27 protein-coding genes and 3 tRNA genes are annotated in these 26,180 nt (G+C 66.5%); 27 read left to right on the top strand and 3 right to left on the bottom strand.

Features of this window, described 5'->3' with window-relative positions; genetic code table 11:
* Window position 1: 1 nt before the first annotated feature.
* From LFM09_RS41935 to rplA, 12 genes are all read left to right on the top strand, one after another.
* Window positions 2-77, top strand: a tRNA-Thr gene (locus LFM09_RS41935).
* A gap of 42 nt (window positions 78-119) precedes the next feature.
* A tRNA-Met gene (locus tag LFM09_RS41930) sits at window positions 120-192 on the top strand.
* A gap of 217 nt (window positions 193-409) precedes the next feature.
* Window positions 410-574: a 50S ribosomal protein L33 gene (rpmG, locus tag LFM09_RS41925; protein WP_414102191.1), complete on the top strand. Its 165-nt coding sequence runs from the start codon at window positions 410-412 to the stop codon at window positions 572-574.
* 72 nt (window positions 575-646) lie between these two features.
* Entirely contained in the window at window positions 647-1,096 is a 450-nt protein-coding gene (locus LFM09_RS41920) for a MaoC family dehydratase N-terminal domain-containing protein (protein ID WP_414102190.1), read from the top strand.
* A gap of 14 nt (window positions 1,097-1,110) precedes the next feature.
* Window positions 1,111-1,500 (top strand): MaoC/PaaZ C-terminal domain-containing protein, encoded by a 390-nt coding sequence (locus tag LFM09_RS41915; protein ID WP_414102234.1) that lies wholly within the window; start codon window positions 1,111-1,113, stop codon window positions 1,498-1,500.
* Between the two features lie 159 nt (window positions 1,501-1,659).
* The gene (locus LFM09_RS41910) at window positions 1,660-2,244 is read left to right on the top strand and encodes a MerR family transcriptional regulator (protein ID WP_414102189.1); all 585 of its coding nucleotides are present in this window, start codon (window positions 1,660-1,662) and stop codon (window positions 2,242-2,244) included.
* Between the two features lie 62 nt (window positions 2,245-2,306).
* Window positions 2,307-2,765, top strand: coding sequence for a hypothetical protein (locus LFM09_RS41905; protein WP_414102188.1), 459 nt, complete (start codon window positions 2,307-2,309; stop codon window positions 2,763-2,765).
* A 228-nt stretch (window positions 2,766-2,993) separates the two neighbouring features.
* Window positions 2,994-3,066, top strand: a tRNA-Trp gene (locus LFM09_RS41900).
* Window positions 3,067-3,099: 33 nt separating this feature from the next.
* Window positions 3,100-3,513, top strand: a complete 414-nt coding sequence (secE, locus tag LFM09_RS41895) for a preprotein translocase subunit SecE (protein ID WP_414102187.1) — start codon at window positions 3,100-3,102, stop codon at window positions 3,511-3,513.
* 40 nt (window positions 3,514-3,553) lie between these two features.
* Window positions 3,554-4,360: a transcription termination/antitermination protein NusG gene (gene nusG, locus LFM09_RS41890; RefSeq protein WP_414102186.1), complete on the top strand. Its 807-nt coding sequence runs from the start codon at window positions 3,554-3,556 to the stop codon at window positions 4,358-4,360.
* 85 nt (window positions 4,361-4,445) lie between these two features.
* Window positions 4,446-4,880 carry a 50S ribosomal protein L11 gene (gene rplK / locus LFM09_RS41885; RefSeq protein WP_167970835.1) on the top strand — a complete coding sequence of 145 codons (435 nt, stop codon included), beginning with the start codon at window positions 4,446-4,448 and terminating at the stop codon, window positions 4,878-4,880.
* Between the two features lie 82 nt (window positions 4,881-4,962).
* Window positions 4,963-5,673: a 50S ribosomal protein L1 gene (rplA, locus tag LFM09_RS41880; RefSeq protein ID WP_112262376.1), complete on the top strand. Its 711-nt coding sequence runs from the start codon at window positions 4,963-4,965 to the stop codon at window positions 5,671-5,673.
* Between the two features lie 11 nt (window positions 5,674-5,684).
* On the opposite strand, the gene LFM09_RS41875 is transcribed toward rplA, so the two are convergent.
* Window positions 5,685-6,689: a GlxA family transcriptional regulator gene (locus LFM09_RS41875; RefSeq protein WP_414102185.1), complete on the bottom strand. Its 1,005-nt coding sequence runs from the start codon at window positions 6,687-6,689 to the stop codon at window positions 5,685-5,687.
* Window positions 6,690-6,773: 84 nt separating this feature from the next.
* Here LFM09_RS41875 and LFM09_RS41870 point away from each other — a divergent pair, with 84 nt between their 5' ends.
* A complete protein-coding gene (locus LFM09_RS41870) occupies window positions 6,774-7,643 on the top strand; it encodes an NAD(P)-dependent oxidoreductase (protein WP_414102184.1) in 870 nt (289 codons plus the stop codon).
* Here LFM09_RS41870 and LFM09_RS41865 read toward each other — a convergent pair.
* Together LFM09_RS41865 and LFM09_RS41860 are read right to left on the bottom strand one after the other, a co-directional pair.
* Window positions 7,617-8,387, bottom strand: a complete 771-nt coding sequence (locus LFM09_RS41865) for a methyltransferase domain-containing protein (RefSeq protein ID WP_414102183.1) — start codon at window positions 8,385-8,387, stop codon at window positions 7,617-7,619. The genes LFM09_RS41870 and LFM09_RS41865 overlap by 27 nt on opposite strands.
* A 9-nt stretch (window positions 8,388-8,396) precedes the next feature.
* Window positions 8,397-9,095: a hypothetical protein gene (locus LFM09_RS41860; protein WP_414102182.1), complete on the bottom strand. Its 699-nt coding sequence runs from the start codon at window positions 9,093-9,095 to the stop codon at window positions 8,397-8,399.
* A 246-nt stretch (window positions 9,096-9,341) separates the two neighbouring features.
* Here LFM09_RS41860 and rplJ point away from each other — a divergent pair, with 246 nt between their 5' ends.
* The 14 genes from rplJ to LFM09_RS41790 all read left to right on the top strand — a co-directional run bounded on the left by rplJ (window position 9,342) and on the right by LFM09_RS41790 (window position 26,081).
* On the top strand, window positions 9,342-9,896 hold the full coding sequence (gene rplJ, locus LFM09_RS41855; protein WP_086666431.1) for a 50S ribosomal protein L10: 555 nt from the start codon (window positions 9,342-9,344) through the stop codon (window positions 9,894-9,896).
* A gap of 56 nt (window positions 9,897-9,952) precedes the next feature.
* Window positions 9,953-10,339 (top strand): 50S ribosomal protein L7/L12, encoded by a 387-nt coding sequence (gene rplL, locus LFM09_RS41850; protein ID WP_414102181.1) that lies wholly within the window; start codon window positions 9,953-9,955, stop codon window positions 10,337-10,339.
* 723 nt (window positions 10,340-11,062) lie between these two features.
* The gene (locus tag LFM09_RS41845) at window positions 11,063-12,112 is read left to right on the top strand and encodes an ABC transporter ATP-binding protein (protein ID WP_414102180.1); all 1,050 of its coding nucleotides are present in this window, start codon (window positions 11,063-11,065) and stop codon (window positions 12,110-12,112) included.
* Entirely contained in the window at window positions 12,109-12,894 is a 786-nt protein-coding gene (locus LFM09_RS41840) for an MlaE family ABC transporter permease (protein ID WP_414102179.1), read from the top strand. The genes LFM09_RS41845 and LFM09_RS41840 overlap by 4 nt, the downstream gene beginning before the upstream one ends.
* Complete coding sequence (locus tag LFM09_RS41835) at window positions 12,894-13,703, top strand: MlaE family ABC transporter permease (protein WP_363764273.1); 810 nt, start codon at window positions 12,894-12,896, stop codon at window positions 13,701-13,703. Before LFM09_RS41840 ends, LFM09_RS41835 begins: the two co-directional genes overlap by 1 nt.
* Window positions 13,700-15,019 carry an MCE family protein gene (locus LFM09_RS41830; RefSeq protein ID WP_414102178.1) on the top strand — a complete coding sequence of 440 codons (1,320 nt, stop codon included), beginning with the start codon at window positions 13,700-13,702 and terminating at the stop codon, window positions 15,017-15,019. The genes LFM09_RS41835 and LFM09_RS41830 overlap by 4 nt, the downstream gene beginning before the upstream one ends.
* The gene (locus LFM09_RS41825; RefSeq protein ID WP_414102177.1) at window positions 15,016-16,047 is read left to right on the top strand and encodes an MCE family protein; all 1,032 of its coding nucleotides are present in this window, start codon (window positions 15,016-15,018) and stop codon (window positions 16,045-16,047) included. Before LFM09_RS41830 ends, LFM09_RS41825 begins: the two co-directional genes overlap by 4 nt.
* Window positions 16,044-17,045, top strand: coding sequence for an MCE family protein (locus LFM09_RS41820; RefSeq protein ID WP_414102176.1), 1,002 nt, complete (start codon window positions 16,044-16,046; stop codon window positions 17,043-17,045). The genes LFM09_RS41825 and LFM09_RS41820 overlap by 4 nt, the downstream gene beginning before the upstream one ends.
* Window positions 17,042-18,208: an MCE family protein gene (locus LFM09_RS41815; protein WP_414102175.1), complete on the top strand. Its 1,167-nt coding sequence runs from the start codon at window positions 17,042-17,044 to the stop codon at window positions 18,206-18,208. The genes LFM09_RS41820 and LFM09_RS41815 overlap by 4 nt, the downstream gene beginning before the upstream one ends.
* Window positions 18,205-19,359, top strand: a complete 1,155-nt coding sequence (locus LFM09_RS41810; RefSeq protein ID WP_414102174.1) for an MCE family protein — start codon at window positions 18,205-18,207, stop codon at window positions 19,357-19,359. Before LFM09_RS41815 ends, LFM09_RS41810 begins: the two co-directional genes overlap by 4 nt.
* A complete protein-coding gene (locus LFM09_RS41805) occupies window positions 19,356-20,582 on the top strand; it encodes an MCE family protein (RefSeq protein ID WP_414102173.1) in 1,227 nt (408 codons plus the stop codon). Before LFM09_RS41810 ends, LFM09_RS41805 begins: the two co-directional genes overlap by 4 nt.
* Window positions 20,582-21,082, top strand: coding sequence for a hypothetical protein (locus tag LFM09_RS41800; protein ID WP_414102172.1), 501 nt, complete (start codon window positions 20,582-20,584; stop codon window positions 21,080-21,082). Before LFM09_RS41805 ends, LFM09_RS41800 begins: the two co-directional genes overlap by 1 nt.
* Before the next feature lie 29 nt (window positions 21,083-21,111).
* Entirely contained in the window at window positions 21,112-21,927 is an 816-nt protein-coding gene (locus LFM09_RS41795) for a hypothetical protein (protein WP_414102171.1), read from the top strand.
* A gap of 668 nt (window positions 21,928-22,595) precedes the next feature.
* Window positions 22,596-26,081 carry a DNA-directed RNA polymerase subunit beta gene (locus tag LFM09_RS41790; protein WP_414102170.1) on the top strand — a complete coding sequence of 1,162 codons (3,486 nt, stop codon included), beginning with the start codon at window positions 22,596-22,598 and terminating at the stop codon, window positions 26,079-26,081.
* Window positions 26,082-26,180 lie beyond the last annotated feature (99 nt).

The raw sequence follows: 26,180 nt of genomic DNA, 5'->3' as shown, positions 1-26,180 counted from the left end.
AGCCCCTTTAGCTCAGTCGGCAGAGCGTCTCCATGGTAAGGAGAAGGTCTACGGTTCGATTCCGTAAAGGGGCTCCACGACTCGGCCGCGATGTCAGCATCGCGGCTTGTGTTGTGTACAGCGGTGTAGCTCAGTTGGTAGAGCAAGCGGCTCATAATCGCTGTGTCGCCGGTTCAAGTCCGGCCACCGCTACGCGAGTGGGAGAGGTGTGTCGGCGGAGAGCGCCGACCATCCTCGCTCCGCAGTGACATTCCCTGGGGGCTCCGCCCTCAGACCCCCGGTCGAGCGCTCGGTGAGCAGGTCGTTCTGGGGGACAGGAATCGGGCAGCATCCTCGTTGCCCACCCCCGCCAGGTGGTAAGCCCGCACTGGGACTCCGGGGCAAGTGCGCTCTCAGGAAGGCAAGGACCGTGGCTGCGACCGACGTTCGCCCGAAGATCACCCTCGCGTGCGAGGTGTGCAAGCACCGGAACTACATCACCAGGAAGAACCGTCGCAACGACCCGGACCGCCTGGAGATGAAGAAGTTCTGCCCGAACTGCAAGACGCACCGCGCGCACAAGGAAACCCGCTGAGCGCGTAGCAACGCTTCCGCACGAGGCCCGTCCCACACCTGGGGCGGGCCTCGTCGCATATAGGCTCGTCGGGTGCCTCTCGACCCCGCCTTCATCGGACGTAGTTATCCGCCGTCGCAGCCGTACGACGTGAGCCGCGAGAAGATCTGCGAGTTCGCCGACGCCATCGGTGCGACCAGCCCTGCCTACCGCGACACCGAAGCGGCGAAGGCGTTGGGGCACAGGGACGTCATCGCGCCGCCCACGTTCGCGATCGTGGTGTCGATGAAGACGAACGAGACGGTCATGTTCGACCCGGAGCTGAAGCTGGACTACAGCCGTGTCGTGCACGGCGACCAGAACTTCGTCCACCACCGCCCCATCACCGCGGGCGACCAGCTCGTCTGCGTGGCGCACATCGACGCCATCACGTCCCGCATGGGCAACGACATGGTGACCGTGCGGACCGAGATCAGCACCGTCGACGGTGAGCTGGTCACGACCGCCAAGTCGATGCTCGTGGTGAGGGGAGAGGACGCGTGAACGTGGAAGTCGGTATGGAGCTGCCGCCGTTGTCGGTGCGCCTCAAGAGGGACGACCTGGTGCGCTATGCGGGCGCCTCGCTGGACTTCAACCCGATCCACTGGAACGAGAAGATCGCGAAGGACGTCGGCCTCCCGGACGTGATCGCGCACGGCATGCTGACCATGGCCGTCGCCTCGCGCGTCGTCGCGGAGTGGATCGGCGACCCCGGCGCGATCGTCGAGTACGGCTGCCGCTTCGGCCGGCCGGTCGTCGTGCCCAACGACGACGAGGGTGCGCTGGTCGAGGTGACCGCGAAGGTCTCCAAGGACTTCGAGGACGGAACTGTGAAGGTCAACATCACGGCCGCTTTCGAGGGCAAGTCGGTCTTGTCGGGCGCCTTCGCCCGCGTGCGAGTGCGTTGATCATGTGATCAAGAACACGGCGACCGGCCGGCGCCTGCGCCTGCGCACCCCAACGTAAGTCGGGGTGCCCACCCCGACTTACGTTGGGTAGTCGCTCAACTATCTGACGTCCCAGGTGATCACTGGTAGGAAGACTGGTGACTTCACCTGGGGGTTGAGTTGTCACACGAAGAGTGTTTCACGCTGGAAATGCTGAGCGCACGCGTCGGGATACAGCCGCGGACGATCCGCGACTATCGGCAACGGGGCCTGCTGCCGCCGGTTCGGCGGCGTGCCGGTCGGCTTGTGTTCGACCAGCGGCATTTGGTGGCGTTGCTGCGGATTGCGGCGTTGCAGCGGCGCGGGCTGAACCTGGCTGCGATCGAATTGATTCAGCGCGAAGAAGAACTTGATCCGGACATGTTGGCCGCGTTGCACGTTCTCGCGCTACGCGATGGTGCGACGGTGTCCGTGTTGCGCGATTGCGGAATCATCGCGGAATCGGCGGGTTCCTACTCGTGGACCGGCGGTGGGGATTTTCTGGCGGGCCTCGGCAGGCTCCGCGCCATGGGTGTCGGCGCGGAGTCGCTCCTCGTGCTGGTGGCCCGGCTGCTCGAAGCCGACCTGATCGGCGGCGCGTCGATCGCCGCGATGGTCGAGGGCGTCAGCGACCCGGTCGCGCGCGATACCGCATTCCATGGCCTGGTCGGGCACGTCGTCAGCAGACAGCTCGGCATGTGGTCACTGGCGCGAACGTCTCGATGACATGGATCCGTGCCACTGCTGGCCGCTCCGCGTGCTGAGGCTGGAGGATTCAGTCGCATTGCTTGATCAAGGGGGACGTTGAAATGCGAAAAATCATGTCGTTCGTCATCGCGCTGGCGGCAGCGCTGAGCATCACCGCGTCGGCGAGTGCAAGCGAAAGCACGGCCGACGACATCGGTGTGATGGATGCGACGCAGTGCGTGCGGATGTCCGGTCCGTCGTCGCTCAACCAGGCCTGCATCAAGGTCGAAGGCAGCAGCCTGTGGGTGGACCGCATTTCCGGCGGCATGCAGGTTGGCCCCGGAGTGCAGATGCTCTGCGACGTCAAGATTGAGATCTTCGGCATTCTGAACAGCGGTGGGGATTACTACCGGCAGGGCATTGCGCCATGCAAGGCGAATCTGACCTACCACGAGGAGTTCCCGAAGACCAGTTTCAGGCAGGATTCGTTGCTTTGTGCCAAGGCGACTTACCCTGGCCTGCCGACGTCGCAGCCGACGTGCATTCGCATCCTGCGGTGACGTCGGTGCGCAACTGATAGACCTCGCCCATGTGCCGGTCTGCCCGATGTGGCAGGCTGGTGCATGGGTGAGGGGGTTGGCGCGCTGAACGCGCGTTGACCAGCCTGATTGGAGAGTGCGGGCGGGCATGCCGTATGCTCCAAAACCTGGAGGGCTCATCGATCGCCTCACGGTCCACGTGAGGAGAGTTGAGGGTGTCCTCAGCCAGGGGGTCTTTCCGGATCCCGAAGGGGTGTAGCTCAACTGGCAGAGCAGCGGTCTCCAAAACCGCAGGTTGCAGGTTCAAGTCCTGTCGCCCCTGCTGTCGAAGCGTTTGGGTGAAGTGGAGGACGGCATGGCCGAGGGCCGCGAGCAGGACCAGCCGGAGGAGCGCGAAGGCGTCGTCCGGCCGTCCACTGCTGCGGCGCGACGTGAACGTCGTGCCTCCTCTCGCCCGGCCGCCCGCAAGGACGGCAGCAGCGCTGAGTCGAAGAAGAGCGTCGTCAAGACCGACGAGTCGGACGAGGACGCGAAGAAGGGTCGCCCGACTAAGGCCCGTGACGGACAGGAGAAGCGTCCCTCGCTGATCGGGCGGGGCTTCCGCTACATCCGCGAGGTCGTCGGCGAGCTCCGCAAGGTGATCTGGCCGACGCGCAAGCAGCTGATCACGTACACCGCCGTCGTGCTGGTGTTCGTGGTCCTCATGACCGCGATGGTGTGGGCTCTCGACTTCGGCTTCGGCGCGGCTGTTTTCGAGTTGTTCGGCTGAGCCGGACAACTGCCGCTGCAATCAGGAAGCGAGATCCACAGTGACCTCCGATCACGGCGTCGACGCCCAGGAGCTGACCGACCGCACCGATCACGAGGTGTCCGAGGACACCGCCGTCGACGAGTCGGTCGCGTCGGAGGCTGTGGAGCCCGAGGTTCGGGAGACCGCGGACGAGACCGTCCAGGACGTCACCGAAGAGGACGTCCTCGCGATCGACGAGACGCCGATCGACGCCGAGATCGAGGACCCGGCCGAGGAGCTGCGTCAGGCACTGCGCCACGCGCCCGGCGACTGGTACGTCGTGCACTCGTACGCCGGCTACGAGAACAAGGTCAAGGCGAACCTCGAGACTCGTATCCACACGCTCGACATGGAGGACTACATCTTCCAGGTCGAGGTGCCGACCGAAGAGGTCACCGAGATCAAGAACGGCCAGCGCAAGCTGGTGCAGCGCAAGGTGCTGCCCGGCTACATCCTGGTCCGCATGGAGCTCACCGACGCGTCCTGGAGCGCCGTCCGCAACACGCCGGGCGTGACCGGGTTCGTCGGAGCCACCTCGAAGCCCTCGCCGCTCACCATCGACGAGGTGCTGAAGTTCCTGCTCCCGCAGCAGGAGCAGAAGCCCGCCGAGGGCAAGAAGGCCGCCTCGACCAGCGCACCGAAGCCGACCATCGAGGTCGACTTCGAGGTCGGCGAGTCGGTCACCGTCATGGACGGACCGTTCGCCACGCTGCCCGCCACGATCAGCGAGGTCAACGCGGACGGCCAGAAGCTGAAGGTCCTGGTGTCGATCTTCGGCCGGGAGACGCCGGTCGAGCTGTCGTTCAGCCAGGTCTCAAAGATCTGAGCGGTTTCCCGAAAGGGAGACCGGTCGGCCACGCTGCGGCTGGCAGGGCCGCGCGCGGACACCGCAATAACAGGAAGTACGGACAATGCCACCCAAGAAGAAGAAGCTGTCAGCGATCATCAAGCTGCAGATCAAGGCTGGTGCCGCCAACCCGGCGCCGCCCGTTGGTCCCGCGCTTGGTCAGCACGGCGTCAACATCATGGAGTTCTGCAAGGCCTACAACGCCGCGACCGAGTCGCAGCGCGGTCAGGTCGTGCCGGTTGAGATCTCCGTGTACGAAGACCGTTCGTTCGACTTCAAGCTCAAGACCCCGCCGGCCGCGCGCCTTCTGCTCGCCGCCGCTGGTGTCGACAAGGGCTCGGGCGAGCCGCACCGCGTCAAGGTCGCCAAGGTGACCATGGAGCAGGTGCGCCAGATCGCCACGGTCAAGATGGTCGACCTGAACGCGAACGACGTCGACCAGGCCGCGAAGATCATCGCCGGCACCGCCCGTTCCATGGGCATCACGGTCGAAGGCTGATCAAGACCTTTCAAGCAAGCGTGGGAGAGCCGAGCGCGGCTCACGAACCACGAACTGATTTCGGAATTAAGGAACAGTCGGAATGAAGCGCAGCAAGGCCTACAAGGCCGCCGCCGAGCTGGTGGACCGGGAGCGGCTGTACTCGCCGCTGGAGGCCGCCAAGCTCGCCAAGGAAACGTCCAAGGTGAAGCTGGACGCCACCGTCGAGGTTGCAATCCGCCTCGGCGTCGACCCTCGCAAGGCCGACCAGATGGTCCGCGGCACCGTGAACCTGCCGCACGGTACGGGCAAGACCGCCCGCGTGATCGTCTTCGCAACCGGTGACAAGGCCGCTGAGGCCGAGGCCGCCGGTGCGGACGCTGTCGGCTCCGAGGACCTGATCGAGCGCATCCAGGGTGGCTGGCTCGACTTCGACGCCGCGATCGCGACCCCCGACCAGATGGCGAAGGTCGGCCGCATCGCCCGCATCCTCGGCCCGCGTGGCCTGATGCCGAACCCCAAGACCGGCACCGTGACCCCCGAGGTCTCGAAGGCGGTGAACGACATCAAGGGCGGTAAGATCAACTTCCGCGTTGACAAGCAGGCCAACCTGCACTTCGTCATCGGCAAGGTGTCGTTCGACCCCGAGAAGCTGGTCGAGAACTACGCCGCGGCTCTGGACGAGGTGCTCCGCGCCAAGCCGTCCGCGGCCAAGGGCCGGTACGTCAAGAAGGTCACCGTCTCCACGACGATGGGCCCCGGCATCCCGGTCGACCCGAACCGCACCCGCAACATGCTGGTGGACGAGGCCTGAGCCTCGCGGTTCTAGTTCGTTCGTGAAAGGCCCCGGTGCTTGCGCGCCGGGGCTTTTTGCTGCCGGTAGTCGCTCGGCGACATCCCGACCTGCTTCAGGAAGTGGTGGCGCAGGTTGTTGGCCGTGCCGATGCCGCTCAGCCCTGCGATCCTCTCCACGGACAGGTCGGTCGACTCCAGCAACGCCTGCGCCCGCGCGACGCGTTCGTTGAGCAGCCACTGCAACGGCGTCGTGCCGGTGCTGGCGTGGAGCTTGCGGTAGAAGGTCCGCGGGCTCATCGCGGCCTTGTGTGCCAGGTCCTCGATCGTCAGCGGTTCGTCGAGCCGGGTGCGCGCCCAGTCGAGCACCGCTTCCAGGCTCTGGTTGTCGTCCGGCGGGACCGAGAGGTCGATGACCTGGCTGCGGCTGCCGGGGCGGTGTCCCGGCACGATCATGCGGCGGGCCAGCTGGTTCGCGACGTGGGCGCCCAGGTCGCGGCGCACCAGGTGCAGGCAGAGGTCGAGTCCGGCGGTCATGCCCGCGCTGGTCAGCACGTCACCCTCGTCGACGTAGAGCACCGAGTCGTCGACCTCGATCTTCGGATACCTCTCGGCCAGCAACGCGGTGTGCATCCAGTGCGCGGTCGCCCTGCGTCCGTCGAGCAGGCCGGCTTCGGCCAGTGCGTACGCCCCGACGCACTGCGAGACGATTCGCGCGCCGTTGTCGTGGGCCTTGCGCAGAGCCGAGACCAACTCGGGCGGCACCGGTGCGTTCTCCTCGATGACCTCCTCCGGCACCCAGGACACGAAGACGGTGTCCGCGTGCACGACGTCATCGAGTCCGAGAGTGCTGTGCAGGGTGAATCCCGGCTTGGTGTCGCGCGTCCGGGTTCCGGTACCGCACAACCACAACTCGTACCAGGGGTCGGCCAGGTCGGGTTGCGGCGTGCCGAAGACGGCCGCGGGGATACCCAGCTCGTAGAGGTCGGCCACCCCGAAGTCGCTGGGCACGATCAGGGCGACGGATCCAGCGCTCATGCGTTCCAGCCTATGGCAGGAATTTGGTGGAAGGGGTCATTCCGGTCACTGGTTGAGTTGATCGCGCGTGGCGAGGCTGGAGGCATGACATCTGAAGCGATCACCGTGCTGGGTCTCGGCAATCTTGGACGTGCGTTGGCGGAGACGTTCGTGCGTGGCGGTCATTCCGTCACGGTCTGGAACCGTTCTCCCGCAAAGGCTGCGGGGTTGGCGGCGACTGGTGCAACCACTGCGGCGGAAGCGGTGGCGGCCAGCGAGCTCGTGGTCGTCGCCGTGCTCGATCACCAGGCGGCCCAACAGGTTCTGAGCGGGGTCGATGTGCGCGGGCGGGCGTTGGTGAACCTCACGTCCGGCACTGTTGACGAGGCGCGTGAGTTGGCGCGCTGGGCCTCGGCGAACGGAGCCGAATACCTGCACGGTGCGGTGTACGCGGTGCCTCAGACGATCGGCACCGACGCGTCGTCGATCATCTACAGCGGTTCGTCGGCCGTGTCCGAACGCTGGCAGAAGTCGTTGGAGCTGCTGGGAAAGGTCACGTTCCTGGGTGAGGACGCCGGCCGTGCCTCGGGGTACGACGTGGCGATCCTCTCCGGGATGTACGGCCTGATCGGCGGCTTCCTGCACGCCGCGGCGTTGGCGCGGGCCGGTGGCATCAAGGCCACCGACCTCACGCCGATGCTGTTGTCCTGGTTGACCGACATGCACCCGGCGCTGGTCACGTTCGCCGAAGAGATCGACAGCGGGAACTACGGCGGCGGGGAGTCGAGCCTGGCCATGAACCAATCGGGCCTCGCCACGCTGATCCGGGCTGGTCAGGGTGTTCCGTTCGCCGCGCTCGACTCGCTCAAGGCGTTGGTGGACCAGCAGGTCGCCGAGGGGCACGGGGAGGAGAGCCTCGCTCGCGTGGTCGAGTCGTTCGGCGTTGTCTCACAACGGCTTGCGGGCCGCCAGTAGGAACATCAGCGGTGCGGCGAAGAAGTCGCCCGCGGCCAGTTCGGCCAGCCAGCGATCGCCGTCCGCGCGGTCGATGGCGCCCGCGTTGACGGCGCGCTGGGTGTTGCGGGTGAAGGCGAGGATCTTGTCCGCCTGCTCGAAGTCGTGGAACACCGGCGCCGCTGAGCGCACGTCCTCGACCTCGAAGCCCGCCTGTCGCGCGAGCCGTGCGAGCTGACGGCCGATGGTGGCGTTGCGGACCATGGTCGAGCAGACGAACCGGTTGAAGGCGCGGTTCATCTCCAGGTCGCCGTCGACCACCAGCGAGTCCCAGTCCGGCTCGGCGATCCGCAGCAGGCCGCCCGGCTTCAGCGCGCGGTGGAGCTCGGCGAGGACGGCGGCGGGATCCGCGACGTGCTGCAACGCGCGGTCCATCCGGGCGCGGTCGGCGGTGCCGGAGTCGACGGGGAGTTCGTGGGCGTCGCCGAGGCGGATCTCGACCTGCGGGTAGTAGCCGAGTTTGGCTTTGGCTGCTTCCACCATCGCCGGGTCCACGTCGACGCCGATCACGCGGCCGGAGATCGTGACGGCGTCCGCCATGGCCGGCAGGTCCTCGCCGGGGCCGCAGCCCACGTCGAGGACGACGTCGCCGTGCCTCAGGTCGAGCAGGTTCAGCAGTTGGTGCTTGTAGTCACGGCCTGCGGCGGCGACGTCCGCCATGTATCCGATCTTGTCGGGGCCCGGCACCCCCAGTGCGTTTCCCATGCGACCCAATCAACCACAGGTGCTGGGCGACCAGTCGGTGATGACCCAGCCGGAGCCGACCTTCTCGACCACGAACGTGCCCAGTCGTGGGCCGCCTTCGACGGTCAGCTCGCACGAGTTGATGGTGACCGTGTTGGTGGTCGGGGTCTTGAGCATGTCCGGCGGGAACATGAGCTGCTGGTACCTGTCGACGCTGGTCACCTGGGTCTTCAGGGTTTTGACCGCGGCGGCGCAATCGCTTGCGCCATAGGCGTTCGCGAACTTCTGGCGTGTGTCGTCACGGAGGAAGAGCGTGCACGCGCGCGTGGTGTCGGCGAACGAGACGTGCTTGTAGAACATGCCGACGGTGCCCTGCAGGCCGGCCGGGGCGGAGAGGCCCTGGGCGGGGCCGGTCACGCCACCGCTGTCCTGGGCGATGTCGCCGGGGTCGTCGACGCCGAAGAAGTGGTTGTAGGCCCAGATGGCAGAGCCGACGACGAGCACGAGGAAGAGCACGCGCCAGAAGATCCGGCTGCCGAGCACGATGAGCCACCAGCGCTTGCCTTGTTGCTTGGGCGGCTGGGGTGCCTGGCCCGTGGCCTCCTGGTAGCGCTGGAACTCCTGGAAGCGTTGGAACTCCTGGAACTGCCGGAGCTGCTCCGGGTCCACCTGAGGGGCAGGGGGCTGCGGCTGGCGGGGCGCGAGGTCCTTGCCGGGCTCGTCGGTCACAGGTCACATCATGCCGATTTGGATCGGCGGACACGACTCGCGTACTCTCATCGGTGGTTCTACCGAAGACCGCTGGTTTTCTCCGCGAGGAGAACGAAGGCCCCGTTGCAACACGGGCGGCCCGCGCAGGGAGGACGAGGCTCAAGCTTGTTGTGACGCCCCGTGCTGCTCGTGCGCGAGGGCGTTTTTGTTGTTTCGGAGCCTTCTCTGATCGGCGGTCTAACCCAGCCCAGAGAGGAGGCGATCATGGCGAAGCCCACGAAGGTTACGGCAGTCGCTGAGCTCGCGGACCAGTTCCGCACCAGCTCGGCAGCGGTTGTCACCGAGTACCGTGGCCTCTCCATGGCGCAGCTCACCACGCTGCGTCGCGCTCTCGGCGCGGGCACCAAGTACACCGTCGCGAAGAACACGCTGGTCAAGCTGGCCGCTGCGGACGCCGGCGTCGAGGGCCTCGAGGCCCTTCTGTCCGGTCCGACCGCCATCGCGTTCGTCGAGGGCGAGCCCGTCGACGCCGCCAAGGCGATCCGCGACTTCGCGAAGGACAACAAGGCCCTGGTCATCAAGGGCGGCTACATGGATGGCCGCCCGCTCTCGGTCGACGAGGTCACCGCGATTGCGGACCTCGAGAGCCGTGAGGTGCTGCTCGCGAAGCTCGCGGGCGCGATGAAGGGCAACCTGGCCAAGGCCGCGGGTCTGTTCAACGCCCCGGCTTCCCAGGTCGCTCGCCTGGCTGCTGCCCTGCAGGAGAAGAAGGCCGCCGCGGCTCCCGCCGCCGAGGCCGACGCTCCCGCCGAAAGCTGATCACCCGAAGACACACCCGACGCTTTCGCGCGGGAGATTAGAAAGGACCGCCGATCATGGCGAAGCTCAGCACCGAAGAGCTGCTCGACGCGTTCAAGGAGATGACCCTCCTGGAGCTGTCGGAGTTCGTGAAGCAGTTCGAGGAGACCTTCGAGGTCACCGCCGCGGCTCCGGTCGCCGTTGCCGCTGTTGCCGGCCCCGGCGCGGCTGCCCCCGAGGCCGAGGAGAAGGACGAGTTCACCGTCGTTCTCGAGTCGGCTGGCGACAAGAAGATCCAGGTCATCAAGGTCGTCCGTGAGGTCGTCTCTGGTCTGGGTCTGAAGGAGGCCAAGGAGCTGGTCGAGGCCGCTCCGAAGCCGCTCCTCGAGAACGTGGCGAAGGATGTTGCCGACGCCGCCAAGGAGAAGCTCGAGGCTGCTGGCGCCAAGATCTCGCTCAAGTGATCTGGGCCCCCTTGGGGGCTGGCGCTCTGCCTTGCAGTGCCTGAACGGGCGTGCACCTTTCAACGGGGGTGCACGCCCGTTTTGCTGTTTTTTGGGGCGCGTGGTCCGTAGCGTTCCCTGGCTTGCGGGCGGCGAGGTTGCGTTGCGGGACGCGGCCGGGCGGGTGGTCGCCTTGCGGGCGGCGACCGTGCGTTGCGTGCTTTCCCTGGGGGCTCTGCCCCCAGACCCTCGGCAATCTGATCAGGGGGTTAGCGCCGTGGGCGGGTTGATGGCACGCCTGTTGGGTTGGGCGTCCGGCGGTTGCGTTGGTGCTTGCGTTGGTTTGTTGGTGTGTGGGCGGTGGGGGTCCCGTCACGAGCCGCACGGGAGGCAACAGCATCCATGCGACTCGTGACGGGATCCCACCGCCGGGACCGCTCGGGAAAGGCGGCTCGCCTTCGGCATCGCTTAAGAGCGGTGGGCTCACTCGGCGCGTAAGGGCGGCCGTCTTCGGCGTTGCGCGCGGATTGCTGAGGGTGTGCCTGGGGTCACACCTGCGGGGAATTTCCCGGTTGTTAGGCAGTGGTCTAGGGGGCGGTGACCGTTTTGCGAGGTCACACAGCGTGGCGTTATCTAAGCGCAACCGCCATTAGGCCAACTGGTGAGTAACCTGCCGCGAACGAACTCGTTGCCCAGGTGTGACGCCGATCGCCACGGCGTCGTTGGGCGTGTGCGGAGGTGCGGATGGGCGTCGAGGTGGTCGTCGAGGGTCTGACCAAGTCCTTCGGCAAGCAGACCATCTGGCAGGACGTCACGCTCACGCTGCCGCCAGGTGAGGTCAGCGTGATGCTCGGGCCGTCTGGTACCGGCAAGAGCGTGTTCCTGAAGTCGCTGGTTGGGCTGCTCAAGCCGGAGCAGGGAAAGATCATTATTAACGGAACGGATCTTGTGCGGTGTTCTGAGCACAAGTTGTACGAGATCCGGAAGATGTTCGGCGTGCTGTTTCAGGACGGTGCGTTGTTCGGGTCGATGAACCTGTACGACAACATCGCGTTTCCGTTGCGTGAGCACACTCGGAAGACCGAGGCCGAGGTTCGGCGGATTGTGCTCGAGAAGATGGAGATGGTCGGTCTCGTCGGTGCGGAGAAGAAGCTCCCCGGTGAGATCTCCGGTGGTATGCGCAAGCGGGCTGGGCTTGCGCGGGCGTTGGTGCTCGACCCCGAGATCATTTTGTGCGACGAGCCGGACTCCGGGCTTGATCCGGTCAGGACCGCGTATCTGAGCCAGCTCCTCATCGACCTCAACGCGCAGATCGACGCGACGATTTTGATCGTTACGCACAACATCAACATTGCTCGGACCGTGCCGGACAACCTGGGGATGTTGTTCCGGCGGGAGCTCATCATGTTCGGGCCGCGCGAGGTGTTGCTGACCAGCGATGAGCCTGTTGTCGAGCAGTTCCTCAACGGGCGGCGGCTTGGGCCGATCGGTATGTCCGAGGAGAAGGACACGGCCACCATGGCCGCTGAGCAGGCTCATGCGGATGCCGGGCACTCGGACGGGTCGCCTGAGGGGGATGTGCGCGGGATCGTGCCGCAGTTGGAGCCGACGCCCGGGTTGCCGTTCCGGGATGCCGTGAGGCGCCGGAAGGACCGGGTCATGTCGATCATTCACCAGCTGCCGTACGAGGCGCAGCAGGGGATCATCGCGAGCCTCACGGCTGAGGAGCAGGCTCGGTACGAGGTTCATGCTGCGGCGCCCAGCCCCTGGCCTCGTCAGGGTGGTGTGCTGTGAGCACGCAGACGACTTTTCCCGGCGCTGGGGCGTTGCGGGAGACCGGGAAGCTGTGCCAGCTCGGGATTGATGTCGTTCGGACCACGTTCCGGCGGCCGTTCCAGTTGCGGGAGTTCATTCAGCAGAGCTGGTTCATCGTCAGCGTGACGGTGTTGCCGACGGCGCTGGTGTCGATTCCGTTCGGTGCGGTCATCGCGTTGCAGCTCGGGTCGTTGACCAGGCAGATCGGTGCGCAGAGCTTCACGGGTGCGGCCAGCGTGCTGGCGATCATTCAGCAGGCCAGTCCGATCGTGACGGCGTTGTTGATCGCTGGTGCGGGCGGCAGTGCCATATGTGCGGATCTCGGGTCGCGGAAGATTCGCGAAGAGATCGACGCCATGGAAGTGCTCGGCGTGAGTCCGATTCATCGGCTCGTGGTGCCTCGGGTGCTGGCGGCGATGCTCGTGTCGGTGTTGTTGAACGGCATGGTCAGCGTCGTCGGTGTGCTCGGTGGCTACTTCTTCAACGTGATCATGCAGGACGGCACGCCCGGTGCCTACCTCGCCAGCTTCTCCGCCCTCGCCCAGCTCCCGGACCTGTGGATCAGTGAGATCAAGGCGCTGATCTTCGGGTTCATCGCGGGCATCGTGGCTGCGTATCGCGGTCTTAACCCGGCTGGTGGGCCCAAGGGCGTTGGTGACGCGGTCAACCAGGCCGTGGTCATCACGTTCCTGTTGTTGTTCTTCGTCAACTTCGTCCTCACCACGATCTACCTGCAGGTCGTGCCGGCGAAGGGGAGCTGATGGCGAACAAGGCGCTGTCCACTCTGGACGGGTTCGGCGACCAGCTGGCGTTCTACATCAAGGCGTTGGCGTGGACGCCCCGCGCGCTCAAGCGGTACTCGAAGGAGACGCTGAGGCTGCTGGCCGAGGTCAGCTTCGGGTCCGGTGCTCTTGCGGTCATCGGCGGCACGATCGGTGTGATGGTCGGGCTGTCGGTGTTCACCGGCACGGTTGTCGGGTTGCAGGGCTTCACGGCGCTCAACCAGATCGGCACGTCGGCGTTCGCGGGGTTCGTGTCGGCCTACTTCAACACGCGTGAGATCGCGCCGCTCGTTGCCGGGCTGGCGTTGTCCGCGACGGTGGGGTCTGGGTTCACGGCGCAGCTCGGTGCGATGCGGATCTCCGAGGAGATCGACGCGCTCGAGGTCATGGGGATTCCCAGTTTGCCGTTCCTGGTGACCACTCGGATCATCGCCGGGTTCGTCGCGATCATCCCGCTGTACGTGATCGGGTTGCTGACCAGTTATCTCGCGGCCAGAACGATCACCGTGGAGTTCTACGGGCAGTCGGCGGGCACGTACGACCACTACTTCAACCTGTTCCTACCTCCGATCGACGTGTTGTGGTCGTTCGGCAAGGTGCTGGTGTTCGCGGTCGTGATCATCATGACGCACTGCTACTACGGCTATCGCGCGTCCGGTGGGCCGGCTGGTGTCGGTGTGGCTGTTGGGCGTGCGGTGCGGACCGCGATCGTCACGACGGCGCTGCTCGACTTCTTCCTGAGCCTCGCGATCTGGGGTGCCACTACGACGGTGAGGATCGCGGGATGAGGAAACGTGTGCTGGGCATCGCGTTCCTCCTCGCGATCGCCATGTTCCTGTCGCTGACGGTGGCGTTGTACAAGGACGTCTTCAGCGACTACGTGAAGGTCACGCTGAAGACGGACCACATCGGCAACCAGCTGCAGACGGCCAGCGACGTGAAGGTGCGCGGGCTGATCGTCGGGTCGGTGAAGGCCATCCGCACCAGCGGGGACGGGGCCGAGCTCGAGCTGGCGCTGTTGCCGGACAAGGTGAACGAGATCCCGAGCAACGTGTCGGCGCGGTTGTTGCCCAAGACGTTGTTCGGTGAGCGGTACGTGAACCTCGTGCTGCCGCAGCAGAAGAGCGCCGCCATCAAGGAAGGCGCGGTCATCGAGCAGGACCGCTCCAGCAGCGCGATCGAGCTCGAACGCGTGCTGGACAACCTGATGCCGGTGCTGCAGGCGATTCAGCCGGAGAAGCTCGCCACCACGCTGACCGCGTTGTCGCAGGCGCTCGACGGGCGGGGCAAGCCGCTCGGCGAGACGTTGGTGTCGCTGGACGCGTACCTCGGTGAGCTCAACCCGCAGCTGCCGGCGTTGAAGGAGAACATCTCCAAGCTCGCGGACGTCTCGAACGTCTACGCGGACGCCGCGCCGGACCTGTTGCAGGCGTTGAACGACCTGACCACGACGACGAAGACCGTGGCCGAGCAGCGGGACAACCTGCTCGCGCTGTACGGGTCGATGACCACGACGTCACAGGACCTCACGAGCTTCGTGACGGTCAACAAGAACAACATCATCGGGCTCGCCGACACCAGCCGGCCGACGCTGGAGCTGCTGGCCAAGTACGCGCCCGAGTACCCGTGCCTGCTCAAGGGGCTCGCGGAGTTCGAACCGGTGATCAGCAAGGCCTTCGGTGAGGGCACGAACGAGCCGGGTCTGCACATCACGCTGGAGATCACGCAGAACCGCGGCAAGTACAAGCCGAACCTCGACGAGCCCGAGTACAAGGACAAGCGCGGGCCGCGTTGCTACGACCTGATCCCGCGGCCGGACCCGTTCCCGCAGTACCCGCCGGAGGGGCCGGTGAAGGACGGTTCCAGTTCGCCGCCGCCCGCACGCGTCGCGAACGACGGGATTCTGCCGCCTGCCAACGCGGGCAACGTGACGGTGCCGGGGTCCGCCGCTGACGTGCTGCGGCTCGCGAACTCGCCGGAGGAGGCCAGGTTGATCGCGGCGCTCTTCGGGCCCCGGATCGGTGTCGACCCGCAGGACATGCCCAGCTGGTCGAGCCTGTTGCTCGGGCCGTTGGTGCGCGGAACGGAGGTGACGGTCAAGTGAAAGGCGTGCTCGCTCCGCTGATCAAACTGATCGCCTTCGCGGTCGTCACGATCCTCGCCACGTCGCTGCTCGCGGTCACCATCGCCAACGTGAACCTGGCCGGCGCCACCGACTACAAGGCGCGGTTCACCGACGTCACGGCGTTGAACGAGGGTGACGACGTGCGCATCGCCGGCGTTCGCGTCGGGCAGGTCGACGAGATCAAGGTCGTCGACCGCAAGACCGCCGAGGTGGCCTTCTCGCTCGACGGTGACCGCAAGCTGCCGGAGGCCGTCACCGCGACGATCAAGTACCGCAACCTGGTGGGGCAGCGGTACATCGCGCTGGAGTCCGGCACCGGTGACACGAAGGCCGTGCTGCCCGAGGGCGGCACGATCCCGTTGGAGCGCACCAAGGCCGCGCTCGACCTCACCGTGCTGTTCAACGGCTTCAAGCCGCTCTTCCAGGCGCTGTCGCCGGAGGACGTGAACAAGCTGTCGTTCGAGATCATCCAGGTGCTGCAGGGAGAAGGCGGCACGATCGACAGCCTGCTGCAGCACACGGCGTCGCTGACCAGCACGCTCGCCAGCAAGGACAAGGTGATCGGCGAGGTCGTCGACAACCTGAACACCGCGCTGGACACGGTGAACTCGCGGGACGAGGACTTCAACCGGCTCGTGGGCACGTTGCAGGTGCTGGTGTCCGGGCTCGCGCAGGACCGGCAGCCGATCGGTGACGCGATCACCGCGCTCGGCGACCTGACCAACGCGACGGCCGGGTTGCTGGAGCAGGGGCGCGAGCCGTTGAAGAACGACATCGCGCAGCTCGGCCTCGTGTCGAAGACGTTGGGGGACAACGAGCAGCTCGTCGACGGGTTCCTGCAGCGGCTGCCGAACAAGCTGGAGACGATCACCCGTACCGCGACCTACGGCTCGTGGTTCAACTTCTTCCTGTGCGAGGGCACCGGCCAGATCGCGGTACCGCCGGTCATCAAGGACCCGATTCCGATCACGGCGTTGCCGGTGACACAGCAGAGGTGCCGCCGATGAAACAGCGCAACCCGATCACGACCGGCGCGATCAGCCTGACACTGATCGGCCTGCTGCTGCTGGCCGCGTTCTACTCGGACGACCTGCCGATCGTCGGCGGTGGGACGAGCTACGCCGCGGACTTCAGCGAGGCCGCGGGACTGGTGCCGGGCAACGAGGTCCGCGTCGCCGGCGTGAAGGTCGGCAAGGTCACCAAGGTCAAGCTCAACGGCGACCGGGTGCGGGTGACGTTCAAGGTCAAGGACGCCTGGGTGGGCGACCGGACGACCGCGATGATCCGCATCAAGACGTTGCTGGGGCAGAAGTTCCTGTCGCTCGACCCGCAGGGCAGCGCGCCGCTCAGCCCTGGTGACCCGATTCCCAAGGAACGCACGCTCGCGCCGTACGACGTGAACGAGGCGTTCAACGGGCTCGCGACCACCGTCGGCCAGATCGACACCAAGCAGCTCGCGGACAGCTTCACGGTGCTGTCCGACACCTTCGCGAACTCTCCGGAGCACGTGCGGGGCGCGTTGGACGGGCTGTCCGCGTTGTCGAAGACGATCTCCTCGCGGGACGAGCAGCTGGCCAAGCTGCTGGACAACACCCGGCAGCTGACCAAGACGCTGGCCGACCGCAACGCCGAGTTCGAGAAGCTGCTGTCGGACGGCAACCTGCTGCTCGGCGAGCTGCGCAAGCGGCGTGAGTCGATCAGCGCGCTGCTGACCGGGACGCGCGACCTCGCCCGTGAGCTGAGCGGTCTGGTGAACGACAACCAGAACCAGCTCAAGCCGGCGCTGGAGCAGCTCGGCCGGGTCACCACGATCCTGCAGCGCAACCAGGACAACCTCGACCGCAGCCTCGCGCTGATGGCGCCGTTCTACCGCGTGTTCGCGAACACCCTGGGCAACGGGCGCTGGTTCGACACCTACATCTGCGGGCTGCTGCCGCCGTCGGTGAACCTCGGCGTCGTCGGGTTCAACGAGGAAGGCTGCCTGCCTCCGGGGGTGCAGCGATGACGACTGCTGCGAACACGAAGCTGGGTCGGATGATCGCGATCGCGTGCGTGCTGGCGCTGGTCGTGACCGCCGGCATGTGGTGGATCTTCGCCGGGATGAACGGGCGCAAGGTCACTGCGCACTTCGCCGCTGCCGTCGGTGTCTACCCCGGCGGTGACGTGCGGGTGCTCGGCGTCAAGGTCGGCACGATCGACGAGGTCGTGCCGGAGGGCAAGACCGTGAAGGTCGTGTTCACCGTCGACCGCGACGTGCGGGTGCCGCAGAACGCGCAGGCCGTCGTGGTCGCGCCGAGCGTGGTCAGCGACCGGTACGTGCAGCTCGCGCCCGCCTACACCGGCGGGCCGACGCTGGGCGACAACGCCGTGATCCCGCGTGAGCGCACCGCGACACCGGTCGAGCTGGACGAGCTGTACTCGTCGCTCGACAAGCTCACGACCGCGTTGGGCCCGAACGGCGCGAACGCCGACGGGGCGCTGGCCGACCTGCTGAACGCGGCGGCGAAGAACCTCGAAGGCAACGGCCAGGCGCTCAACGACACGTTGAAGAACCTCGGCCAGGCCACGCGGACGCTGGCGGGGTCCAAGGAGGACCTGTTCGCGACCGTCGACAACCTGCAGAAGTTCACCGCGATGCTGGCCGCGAACGACAGCCAGGTGCGGGACTTCAACCGGCAGCTGGCGGACGTGTCGAAGCTGCTGGCCGACGAGCGCGGTGACCTCGGGCTGGCGTTGAACGAGCTGGCGACCGCGCTGCAGCAGGTGCAGGGGTTCATCAAGGACAACCGCGAGGTGCTCAAGTCCAATGTGGACAAGCTGGCGTCGATCACGCAGGTGCTGGTGAACCAGCGGGCCGCGCTGGCCGAGACGCTGGACGTGGCGCCGTTGGCCTTGGGCAACCTGCAGAACTCCTACAACGCGGCTTCCGGAACTCTGGACACCCGCGCGGACATCAACGAGCTGAACCAGCCGCCGATCGTGCTGATCTGCAAGCTGATCCAGCAGGCGACGCCGAACAACGTGCCGCCGGTGCTCGCGCAGACGTGCAAGCAGCTGGAGCCGATCCTGTCCGGCGCGGTGCCGCTGAACTCGCCGGCGCAGGTGCTGAGCGACCTCAACGCGGGCAAGCTGCCGCTGCCCCTGCCGCTCGCGGGGGTGCCCCGGTGAAATCAAACGCGGTGAAGAAGCTTGTTGTTGCGGTGACGGCTTTGTTGCTCGTTTCGGGCTGTGGCTCGGGCGGGTTCGACGGCGTCTACAACATGCCGTTGCCGGGTGGCGCCGACGTCGGTGATCACCCGTACCGGGTCAAGGCGCAGTTCAAGGACGTGCTGGACCTGGTGCCGCAGGCGGGCGTGAAGGTCAACGACGTGCCGGTCGGGCGGGTCGAGAAGATCGACCTGGGGTCCGACGGCTGGACCGCCGAGGTCACGATGCTGGTCAACGGCGACGTGCAGCTGCCCGCGAACGCGTTCGCGAAGCTGCGGCAGTCGGCGTTGCTGGGCGAGAAGTTCGTCGAGCTGGGCAAGCCCAAGGACGCCGAGGGCAAGCTCGCGGACAACGCGGTGATCCCGTTGTCGAAGACCAACCGCAACCCCGAGGTCGAAGAGGTCTTCGGCGCGTTGTCGTTGCTGCTCAACGGTGGTGGTGTGGCGCAGCTGCAGAACATCACCAAGGAGCTCAACGCGGCGATGGAGGGCAACGAGCAGGAGATCCGTTCGTTGCTGGGCAACCTCAACACGTTCGTCGGGGAGCTGGACAAGCACAAGGCGGAGATCGTCCGCGCGCTCGACTCGATCAACCGGCTGGCAGGCACTTTGGCGCAGCAGCGGGAGAAGATCGCGGTGGCGCTGACGGATCTGGAGCCCGGTCTGCGGGTCGTGGCCGAGCAGCGCACGCAGCTCGTGACGTTGCTGCAGTCGTTGGACAAGCTCTCGGACGTCGCGGTCGACACGGTGAACAAGAGCCGTGACGACATCGTGGCGGACCTGAAGGCGCTGCAGCCGACGTTGCAGAAGCTCGCCGAGTCTGGGCAGAACCTGCCGAAGGCGCTGGAGCTGCTGCTGACCTACCCGTTCCCGGACGCGGCGGTCGACGGCATCAAGGGCGACTACACGAACCTCTACGCCGACCTGGACCTGAACCTCGGCACGATCCTCGACAACCTCGGGCGGTCGCGGCAGTCACCTCTCGACTCGCTGATCCCGAGCCAGGGCACGCCGTTGCCGTTGCCGAACCTGCCGCTGCCGAACGTCGGGCAGGGGACCGGGTCCGGGCTGGGCGACCTGCTCGGCGGCCTGCTGGGAGGTGGGCGCAAGTGATCACGCGGGGGACGAAGCTCAAGATCGGCGCGTTCGTGCTGGTCGCGTTGCTGGGCGTGTCGTACGTCAGCGCTTCTTACGTCGGCCTGTTCCGGTCGTCGTCGAAGGTCGTGACGATGCAACTCGCCGACTCCGGCGGCATCTTCACCAACGCCGAGGTCACGTACCGCGGTGTCACGATCGGGCGGGTCGGCCAGCTGCGGCTGACCGCCGACGGCATCGAGGTCGATCTGGAGCTCGACGCGGACGCACCGCGCGTGCCGGCGTCGACCGAGGCCGTGGTGGCGAACCGGTCGGCCGTGGGTGAGCAGTTCGTGGACTTGCGGCCTTCCAACGACGACGGTCCGTATCTGGAAGCCGGGTCGGTCATTCCGCGATCGGCCACGAAGACGCCGCCGCCGGTCGACGGGTTGTTGTCGAACCTGGACGCGTTCGCGTCGTCGGTGCCGACGGATTCCCTGAAGACCGTCGTCGACGAGTTGCACACGGCGTTCAGCGGGACCGGTGGCGACCTGCAGGTGTTGATCGACAACACCGCCGCGTTCACGCAGGCCGCCTCCGAGCACCTGCCGCAGACCACGCAGCTGCTGAAGGACGGCAAGATCGTCCTGGCCACGCAGGCTTCTTCCGGTGGCGCGATCCGGTCGTTCAGCGGTGACCTGCGGTTGATCGCGGAGCAGCTGAAGTCCTCCGACGGCGACCTGCGCCGGTTGATCGTCGCCGTGCCACCGGCGTCCGAGCAGGTTTCGGGGCTTTTGAAGGAGAGCGGGCCGAACCTCGGGGTGGTCTTCGCGAACCTGCTGACGACCTCGAACATCCTCGTGACCAGGCGCGACGGTCTGGAACAGATCGCCGTGACGTACCCCATCGCCGTCGGTGGCGGTTTCACCGTGGCGCCGGGTGACGGGTCGGCGCACTTCGGGCTAGCGCTGAACGTGTTCGACCCGATGCCGTGCACCGTCGGCTACGAGGGCACGAAGATCCGGCAGGGCAACGACACCTCTGCCGCACCGTTGAACACGCAGGCGTACTGCGCTCTCGCGCGCGGTTCGGCAACCTCCGTGCGAGGCTCGCAGAATGCTCCGTACGGTGGAACGCCGACGACGCCGGTGGGCAACGCGACGACGCAGCCGGGCCAGGAACCTTCAGGTCAGGCCGCTCCGGAACTGCCGTTGCTGACGTCGCTGGGCCAGCTGCTCGGTCTGCCAGAGGAGAAGAAGTAGTGCGGATCTTCACGGTGGTCGCCGTGGTCCTGGCGGTGCTGACGTTCGGGTACGCCGCGTACTTCGGCGTGGCCTGGTACTCGGCCTCGCACTCGTCGGAGTCGTCGTTCGCCGCGACCCGCGACGAGGCGTTGCGCTCGGGCCAGGTCGGCATCACGAACTTCCTGACCCTGGACTACAAGAAGGTCGACGAGGACCTGCAGCGCTGGCTCAACTCGTCGACCGGCGACCTGCGCGCCGAGATCGACAAGGACAAGGACTCGCGCAAGAAGCAGTTGGTCGACGCCAAGACGGTGACCTCCTCGAAGGTCCTCTCGGCCGCCATCACCGAGCTGGACGACCGCGCGGGCTCCGCGTCGATGATCGCCGTCGTGGAGAGCTCCGTGACCCCCGACGGCGGCCAGCAGGTCACCAAGATCAACCGGTACCTCACCAAGCTCACCCGCACCGAGGACGGCTGGAAGCTGAGCCAGCTGGGCCCGCTGCGGGCAGGCGTCTGACTTCGCCAGAGTTGATTGGACGAGTGCACGTGCCCCCATCCCGCCGCCGCCCCATCCCCACGCCGCCGGCCGGTGGCCGCCCCAAGGTCGCCGGTCTGCACCGCCGCGCCTCCTCGACCGAGGAGCCCGCGGCCGAGGAGGCCTCGGTCGAGACGCCGGTCGAGGCCGCGGACACGCCCTCGGTGGAGGAGCTGAAGGCGCCGACCGCGGTCGACTGGACTCCGCCGCCCTCGAAGCAGCCCAAGCCCGCCGCCACCGCCGACAAGAAGAAGGCCGAGTCCGCCGCCGCGGCCGAGCCCGCTTCGAAGCCGTCGACGCCGGCCTGGGTGCTGCCGGTGGCGTTGCTCCTGGTCGCGGCCGTCCTGGGCAGCCTGGGAACGTTCTTCCTGATCAAGTCCCGCTCGGTGTCCTACGACGCCGCCCTGGTCGACTCAGCGACCACCTCGGCGGTGAACGGCCAGGTCCGCGAGGCCGTTGAGAAGTCGTTCTCGTACAACTTCGCCGACGTCGAGTCGACCGAGAAGGCGGCCCGCGAGCTGCTCACCGGCAAGGCGCTGTGCCAGTACAACGCCGTGTTCGGCCCGGTCAAGGAGGTCGCACCCCAGCAGAAGCTGGTGGTGACCGTCCGCGTGGTCTCCTCAGCCGTCTCCTCGCTCAAGGGCGACCGCGCGTCCGTCCTGGTCTTCGCCGACCAGGTCACCACCCGCACCACCGACAACCAGTCGGGCGGCGGCACCGCGATGCTCCGCGTGAGCGCGGTGGACGAGAGCGGCCGCTGGAAGATCGACAACATGGAGATGTTCGGCGCGACGGCGGAGCAGAACCGCCAACTGCAGGGCTGCTGACCGCACGCGGGGCCTCCGCGGTCTCTCCCGGAGTGCGAAAGCTCCCCGCGTGCACCCGCCCTCGCTCAACCGCCGCACCTCCGTGCCGCCCGCCCAGCCCGGCCTCCCTCCCGACCCGCGGCACCGCCATGCCACCCGCCCAGCCCGCCCGCGCCGGCCGCCGCGAGCCTCGATCGTTTGGCCCAGGCCGGTGTCCGCCCGAAGATCACCGTGCCCTAAGATCAACTCTGCCTCGAAGGCCTCAGAAGTACCCCGAAAGCACTGCTGAGACGCCTTCCGCCAGCCCCGACACGCGTGATCTCGGTCACACAATTCTCGTGGCGCTCTGTAAGTCCGCTTGAAGCCGCCAACTTCCCACCAAATCGGCCGCACGCGTGTTTGTGCAGGTCAAATGGGTGACGGTCAGTTAAGTGCGCTCCATCCAGAGAGTGGATCGGCCGCCGACATCTTGACTGCACGCTCATGCAGGGTCACTCTGTCGGTGAGCAAGAGGAGGGTCCTTCCAGGTGCCTCTCGACAGTCGCCGTGCGCGTGGCTAGACTGCCCCTTTGCGCTGCCCATTTTCCGCTTGCCCTTCGCCGAGAGCGTGGATTAGTCGGGCATCGCCGCACCCTTGACAGCCGTGCTAGTTCGCTCTAGCCAGCTACCTGTCCCTGGAAGGACGCATCTTGGCGATCTCTCGCGCGACCAAGGCCACTGCTGCGACCAACTCCACGTCGGGGATCCCTGGAGCGCCCAAGCGGGTCTCGTTCGCGAAGATTCACGAGCCGCTTCAGACGCCCAACCTGCTTGACCTGCAGATCCAGTCCTTTGAGTGGCTGACGGGCGATGAGGCGTGGTTCCAGCGTCGCATCGACGCCGGCGACGAGAACCCGACGGGCGGCCTCGAAGAGGTCCTCAACGAGATCTCGCCGATCGAGGACTTCTCCGGCTCCATGTCACTGTCCTTCTCCGACCCACGCTACGACGAGGTCAAGGCCTCGACGGAAGAGTGCAAGGACAAGGACATGACGTACGCGGCACCGTTGTTCGTCACGGCGGAGTTCACCAACCACACCACTGGCGAGATCAAGAGCCAGACGGTGTTCATGGGTGACTTCCCGATGATGACGAGCAAGGGCACGTTCATCATCAACGGCACCGAGCGCGTGGTTGTGTCCCAGCTCGTGCGTTCGCCCGGTGTGTACTACGACACCGCGGTCGACAAGACGACGGACAAGGACGTCTTCAGCGTCAAGATCATCCCGTCCCGGGGTGCCTGGCTGGAGTTCGACGTCGACAAGCGCGACACCGTCGGTGTCCGCATCGACCGCAAGCGTCGTCAGCCGGTGACGGTGCTGTTGAAGGCTCTGGGCTGGAGCACGGAGCAGATCCGCGAGCGGTTCGCGTTCAGCGAGACGTTGCTGACCACGCTCGAGAAGGACCACACCGCGGGTACCGACGAGGCGTTGCTCGACATCTACCGCAAGCTGCGTCCGGGCGAGCCGCCCACGAAGGAGTCCGCGCAGGCCCTGCTGGAGAACCTGTTCTTCAAGGACAAGCGCTACGACCTGGCGAAGGTTGGCCGCTACAAGGTCAACAAGAAGCTGGGCCTGGACACCGACATCAACACCGGTGTGCTGACCGAGGACGACATCGTCACGACGATCGAGTACCTCGTTCGCCTGCACGCGGGTGAGACGGTGATGGACGCCGCCGCCGGTGGCGACGTGCCGGTCGAGGTCGACGACATCGACCACTTCGGCAACCGTCGTCTGCGCACCGTGGGCGAGCTGATCCAGAACCAGATCCGCGTCGGTCTGTCCCGCATGGAGCGCGTCGTCCGCGAGCGCATGACCACGCAGGACGTCGAGGCCATCACGCCGCAGACCCTGATCAACATCCGTCCCGTCGTGGCGGCGATCAAGGAGTTCTTCGGCACCTCGCAGCTGTCGCAGTTCATGGACCAGACCAACCCCCTGGCGGGCCTGACCCACAAGCGTCGTCTGTCGGCGCTGGGTCCGGGTGGTCTGTCCCGTGAGCGGGCCGGCATGGAGGTCCGCGACGTCCACCCGTCGCACTACGGCCGCATGTGCCCGATCGAGACGCCGGAAGGCCCGAACATCGGTCTGATCGGTTCGCTCTCGTCGTACGCGCGGGTCAACCCGTTCGGCTTCATCGAGACGCCGTACCGCAAGGTCACCGACGGCCGGGTCACCGACCAGATCGACTACCTGACCGCGGACGAGGAAGACCGCTTCGTCAAGGCGCAGGCGAACTCGCCGACCGACGACGAGGGCAACTTCACCGACGACCGCGTCCTGGTCCGCAAGAAGGGCGGCGAGGTCGAGTTCATCGACCCGACCGACGTCGACTACATGGACGTCTCGCCGCGCCAGATGGTGTCGGCCGCGACCGCCATGATCCCGTTCCTCGAGCACGACGACGCGAACCGCGCCCTGATGGGTGCGAACATGCAGCGTCAGGCCGTGCCGCTGCTCCGCTCCGAGTCGCCGCTGGTCGGCACCGGTATGGAGCTGCGTGCCGCCGTCGACGCCGGTGACGTCGTCGTCGCGAAGAAGACCGGTGTGGTCGAGGAGGTCTCCGCCGACTACATCACCGTCATGGCCGACGACGGTGCGCGCAACACCTACGCGCTGCACAAGTTCCGTCGCTCGAACCAGGGCACCTGCATCAACCAGAAGCCCATCGTGAACGAGGGCGACCGGGTGCAGGAGGGCCAGGTCCTGGCCGACGGGCCGTGCACCGAGAACGGTGAGATGGCGCTCGGCAAGAACCTGCTCGTGGCGATCATGCCGTGGGAAGGCCACAACTACGAGGACGCGATCATCCTGTCGCAGCGCCTCGTGCAGGACGACGTTCTCACCTCGATCCACATCGAGGAGCACGAGATCGACGCCCGCGACACGAAGCTCGGCGCCGAGGAGATCACCCGGGACATCCCGAACGTCTCCGAAGAGGTCCTGGCCGACCTGGACGAGCGCGGCATCATCCGCATCGGTGCCGAGGTCCAGCCGGGCGACATCCTCGTCGGCAAGGTCACGCCGAAGGGTGAGACCGAGCTGACGCCCGAGGAGCGCCTGCTCCGCGCGATCTTCGGTGAGAAGGCGCGCGAGGTCCGCGACACCTCGCTCAAGGTGCCGCACGGTGAGTACGGCAAGGTCATCGGCATCCGCGTCTTCTCGCGTGAGGACGACGACGAGCTGCCTCCGGGCGTGAACGAGCTCGTCCGCGTCTACGTGGCCCAGAAGCGCAAGATCCAGGACGGTGACAAGCTCGCCGGCCGCCACGGCAACAAGGGCGTCATCGGCAAGATCCTCCCCGCGGAGGACATGCCGTTCCTCGAGGACGGCACGCCGGTCGACATCATCCTGAACACCCACGGTGTGCCGCGTCGTATGAACATCGGCCAGGTGCTGGAGACCCACCTCGGGTGGATCGCCAAGCAGGGCTGGAGCATCAACGGCGACCCGGACTGGGCGAAGAACCTCCCCGAGGAGCTCTACGACGTCGAGCCCGGCACCAAGACCGCCACGCCCGTCTTCGACGGCGCCAAGGAAGAGGAGATCACGGGCCTGCTGGGCTCGACGGTCCCGAACCGCGACGGCGAGCGGATGGTCAAGGAGAACGGGAAGGCGCAGCTCTTCGACGGTCGCTCCGGCGAGCCGTACCCGTTCCCGGTGTCCGTCGGCTACATGTACATCCTGAAGCTGCTGCACCTGGTCGACGACAAGATCCACGCGCGTTCGACCGGCCCGTACTCGATGATCACGCAGCAGCCGCTGGGTGGTAAGGCGCAGTTCGGTGGTCAGCGCTTCGGTGAGATGGAGTGCTGGGCGATGCAGGCGTACGGCGCCGCATACACCCTGCAGGAACTTCTCACCATCAAGTCCGACGACGTGCTCGGCCGCGTGAAGGTCTACGAGGCCATCGTCAAGGGCGAGAACATCCCGGAACCCGGTATCCCGGAGTCCTTCAAGGTGCTGCTCAAGGAGCTGCAGTCGCTCTGCCTCAACGTCGAGGTCCTGTCTTCGGACGGTGCCGCGATCGAGATGCGCGACGGCGACGACGAAGACCTGGAGCGCGCGGCCGCGAACCTCGGCATCAACCTGTCGAGGTCCGAGTCGCCCTCCGTGGACGACGTCGTCAACTAGTCACCTCGCCGGTCAGGGAGCGCAATGCCTCCCGCGTAGCGCTCCCTGACCTCCCGACCAGCTCCTTTGCCACCGATCTAAAAAGGGGAAGAGAGTAGA

Source organism: Lentzea alba (genome assembly GCF_047445655.1).
Lineage (GTDB): Bacteria > Actinomycetota > Actinomycetes > Mycobacteriales > Pseudonocardiaceae > Lentzea > Lentzea alba_A.
Note: the sequence above shows the minus strand (reverse complement) of the source record. Positions and strands in the feature narration are given on the sequence as shown.